This is a genomic window from Bacillus sp. 7894-2 (genome assembly GCF_002272225.1).
Classification (GTDB): domain Bacteria; phylum Bacillota; class Bacilli; order Bacillales; family Cytobacillaceae; genus Cytobacillus.
The window spans coordinates 1-4,590 of sequence record NZ_NPDG01000056.1; the positions used below are offsets into that span (position 1 = coordinate 1).

The window sequence follows — 4,590 nt, forward strand, 5'->3', positions numbered from 1 at the left end:
TTTAGATAAATCGAAGACAGAAAATTTTAAAAAGTAGGTAAAAATCTGATTGACTTTTAGTGTAAGCGGTGATAATCTTACCAATATGGAAAAAAATGAAAAGGAGGGCTACAAAATGATCTTAATTCATCATCATCAAAAAACAACTCAAAAATTAAAATCTGTAACCTCTCCTTTAGAACATATTAAAATGTAAACAGGATCTGCCTGCACATTTATTTTGAAGGAGCACAGGTTACATTTCGTAACGTGGGCTCTTTTGTCTTTTAAAGACATATCGCATGCCGCGGTATGTCTTTTTTTCGTCTAATCCCAAATATCACCAATAGGAAATTCAGGCAATGCCTGTTTCCATATATTTTAATAGCGGCTGTTTTCGGCAGCCATAAAAAAGGGAGGAAAATTTTATGAATGCAGTAAGAATGAAAAGAAAAACACTTTTGCCGGAGGATCTGGATGGAGGCTAGTTATGTATTTGCTGCTGGTTAATGTATGAAAGCTCTCTTTAGAAACATGAGCTTCATACCGGAAAGGGGAGAGATCGTTGTTTTCGATTTTAGGAAAATTAAGCTGGTTTTTTAAAGAAAACTGGAAAAGGTATACAATTGCCATTGCTCTGCTGATCATTGTCGGAATCCTTGATGTTATGCCTCCTAGGCTTGTTGGAATGGCAATTGATGATATACATCTTGGTCAAATGAGCAGTGCTAAAATAATAGAGTACCTTGGTTTATTTGCAATCATCACAATCGTGTCCTATGCAATCACTTATATCTGGATGTACCAGCTCTTTGGAGGGGCATTCCTGGTAGAAAGAAAACTGCGTTCACAATTTATGGGTCACCTATTGAAAATGACTCCAACATTTTTTGAGAAAAACCGGACCGGTGATTTAATGGCCAGGGCAACAAATGATTTAAAAGCTATTTCGGTAACGGCCGGTTTCGGAATATTGACACTGGTGGATTCCAGCGTCTTCATGCTGACAATATTGTTTACGATGGGATTTCTGGTTAGCTGGAAACTAACCTTTGCAGCAATATTGCCTTTGCCTATCATGGCTTATCTGATAAAAATTTACGGGAAGAAGATTCATACGCGGTTTATGAGCGCACAGGATGCTTTCGGTGAACTCAATGACCGGGTTCTTGAATCGGTTTCGGGAGTTAGGGTGGTGCGCGCTTATGTTCAGGAAAGAGCGGATCAGCAGCGTTTCCATGAACTCACTGAAGATGTTTACAGCAAAAATATTGAAGTGGCCAAAATTGATTCACTTTTTGAGCCGACGATAAAGGTGATTGTGGGCCTTAGCTATCTTATAGGGCTAGGATACGGTGCTTATCTTGTTTTCCACCAAACCATAACTTTGGGCCAGCTCGTGTCCTTTAATGTGTATTTAGGCATGCTGATTTGGCCAATGTTTGCTATTGGAGAATTAATTAATGTCATGCAAAGGGGAAATGCATCCCTTGACCGGGTACAGGAAACATTGTCCGCTAAGCAGGATATTGTGAATCCTGAAAACCCGTCTATCATTGAAGTCCCTGAAAATGTTATCTTCAAGGATGTTCATTTCCAATATCCTTCCTCAAAAACGGCTAATCTCACAGGGATTAAGCTGCATATTGAACGCGGGGAAACGCTGGGCATTGCAGGGAAAACAGGAAGCGGGAAAACCACTTTTATAAAGCAGCTTTTAAGAGAATATCCGACAGGCACTGGGAAGCTTGCCATTGCAGATGTTCCGATTGAAGAACAGGAGCTTGAAAGAACAAGGGGATGGATCGGTTATGTTCCACAGGATCATGTTCTGTTCTCGAGGACTGTCAGGGAAAACATCCTTTTTGGAAAAGAGGAAGCAATTGAAGAGGATATGCAAAAAGCAATTGATTTGGCAGCTTTCCGAAAAGACCTTGATCTTCTGCCGGAAGGGCTTGAAACAATGGTCGGTGAAAAAGGAGTGGCCTTGTCAGGAGGGCAAAAACAGCGGATATCGATTGCACGTGCCCTTGTGAAGGATCCGGAAATTCTGATCCTTGATGATTCTCTTTCAGCCGTTGATGCTAAAACAGAGAAGAAAATTATTGAAAATATCCGGACTGAGCGCAAAGGCAAAACGACAATCATTACGACACACAGAATGTCAGCAGTCCAGCATGCCGATCATATAATCGTCCTTGATGATGGCAGAATAGCAGAGGAAGGCACTCATGAGGAATTGATGGCTATGGATGGATGGTATAAGGAACAATTTTTGAGGCAGCAGACTCAAACATCTGCTGAAGAGGAGGTGCTTTCATGACCACAGGAAAGCGGTTATTCCAATATGCACTTCATTATAAAAAAACGATTATTGCTGCATTGCTGATGCTTACAGTCGCTGTAGCAGCAGATCTGGCAGGGCCTTTCATCGCGAAGAAGATGATTGATGACCATATCCTTGGCATAGAATCTGTCTGGTATCAGACTGAAAGCGGAAAAGATGCTGTGGAATATGATGGCCAGTTTTACAAAAAGGAACAAAATATTGATCAGGGTGAGCGGAAAATTGATCAGGCCCGCATCCTGCAGGCTGGAAGCCAATTCGTCTTTATCAGGGGTGACATTGCTTTTGATGGAGAGCGAACCTTCAAAGAGGGCAAACTCTTTATTGAAAAAAGCGGCCAAACCGAAACCTATGCAGGAAAGGCATTGACTGGTGAAGAATTAATGCTATTCTACTCACCCGAAATTCCTAAGATTGTTCAGCTTTTGGCCTTTTACTTTGGATTACTGGTGATCGCTGCATTTTTTCAGTACGGCCAGCGGTTTTTTCTGCAAAAGTCAGCAAATAGGATTATCCAGAAAATGAGAGAAGATGTCTTCGGGCAGATTCAAAGGCTGCCAATCAGTTATTTTGATAATCTTCCGGCAGGCAAGGTGGTTGCCCGTATAACCAATGATACCGAAGCCATCCGTGAGCTTTATGTGACCGTATTGGCAACCTTTTTTACAAGTGTCATATATATTTCAGGTATTTATATCGCTTTGTTTATTTTAAATGCCAAGCTTGCTGCGATATGTTTAATCCTGCTGCCGATTTTATACGTATGGGCGATTGTGTACCGTAAGTATGCATCAAAATACAATCATATTATCCGTTCCAGGGTTAGTGATATCAATGGCATGGTTAATGAATCGATTCAGGGAATGAATATTATCCAGGCGTTTGGCCGCGAAAAAGATACACAGAAGGATTTTGAAAAGCTGAATACAGAGCATTTTACCTTCCAAAATAAACTTCTGAGCCTGAATTCACTTACATCGCATAATTTAGTGGGTGTGCTGAGGAATGTGGTTTTTGTTGCATTCATCTGGTACTTCGGAGGAGAGTCGCTCAATGCGGCAGCTGTCATTTCACTTGGGATGCTTTATGCTTTTGTAGACTATATTAACCGCCTGTTTCAGCCTGTGCAGGGCATTGTCAACCAATTGGCCAATCTCGAACAGGCATTGGTTGCCGGTGAACGAGTCTTCAAACTGCTTGATGAAGAAGGCATTGATATCAGTGATAATAAAATATCCCGCTATAAAGGGAATGTTACATTTGATCATGTGCACTTCGGCTATAAGGAGAAGGAATATGTGCTGAAGGATCTTAATTTTGAAGCAAAGCACGGAGAGACAGTTGCGCTGGTTGGCCATACCGGCTCAGGGAAAAGTTCAATCATGAATCTTCTTTTCCGTTTTTATGATTGCCAGGAAGGAAAAATTATGATCGATGGCATGGATATAAAACAGATTCCAAGGCAGGAGCTCAGAAAGCATATGGGCATCGTCCTCCAGGATCCATTTTTGTTCACCGGGACCATTGCTTCCAATGTCAGCCTTGATGATCCTGAAATATCCCTGGAGAAAGTGGAAAAAGCCCTGAAGGATGTCGGAGCAGATAAGATATTTCAGCATCTTGAAAAAGGCTTTGATGAGCCGGTTATCGAGAAGGGGAGCACGCTCTCCAGCGGGCAGAGACAGCTCATTTCATTTGCCCGTGCTCTTGCTTTTGATCCGGCCATCCTGATCCTGGATGAAGCCACATCCAGCATAGACACTGAGACAGAATTAATTATCCAGGAAGCCATGGACGTGCTGAAAAAAGGAAGAACCACCTTTATCATCGCCCATCGGCTTTCGACAATCCGAAATGCTGATCAAATCCTCGTTCTGGATAGGGGCAGGATCGCTGAAAAAGGTAACCATGATGAGTTAATGGAGCAAAAGGGCAAATATTATCAGATGTATCAGCTTCAGCAGGGATCAACTCTTGCAGGATAGAAGGAAGCGCCGGATGGCGCTTTCTTTTTTATTATTTTTTTAACGCAAAGTTATTTTGTTCAATAAAAATTCATTTTTCAGACACAGAATAGTACTGGTATAAAGAATTTGAACTCCGATATTCATGATACTCTTATGCTATCACGCATATCTGGAGGAGATTATATGGAGGAATTTTCTATTACTTTGGTGATAGCAAGTATTATGGTGCTTGGATACTTTATTGGGTATACAATTATAAAAGCATAACTGCCGGCTTTTCAGCCAGGCAGTTTTTTT

Annotated in this window: 2 protein-coding genes; both read left to right on the plus strand. The window is 41.4% G+C overall.

Annotated elements, in window-relative coordinates; all coding sequences use genetic code 11:
* Positions 1-544: 544 nt before the first annotated feature.
* Positions 545-2,302 carry an ABC transporter ATP-binding protein gene (locus CHI10_RS07925; RefSeq protein WP_095243773.1) on the plus strand — a complete coding sequence of 586 codons (1,758 nt, stop codon included), beginning with the start codon at positions 545-547 and terminating at the stop codon, positions 2,300-2,302.
* A complete protein-coding gene (locus tag CHI10_RS07930) occupies positions 2,299-4,311 on the plus strand; it encodes an ABC transporter ATP-binding protein (protein WP_095243774.1) in 2,013 nt (670 codons plus the stop codon). Before CHI10_RS07925 ends, CHI10_RS07930 begins: the two co-directional genes overlap by 4 nt.
* Positions 4,312-4,590 lie beyond the last annotated feature (279 nt).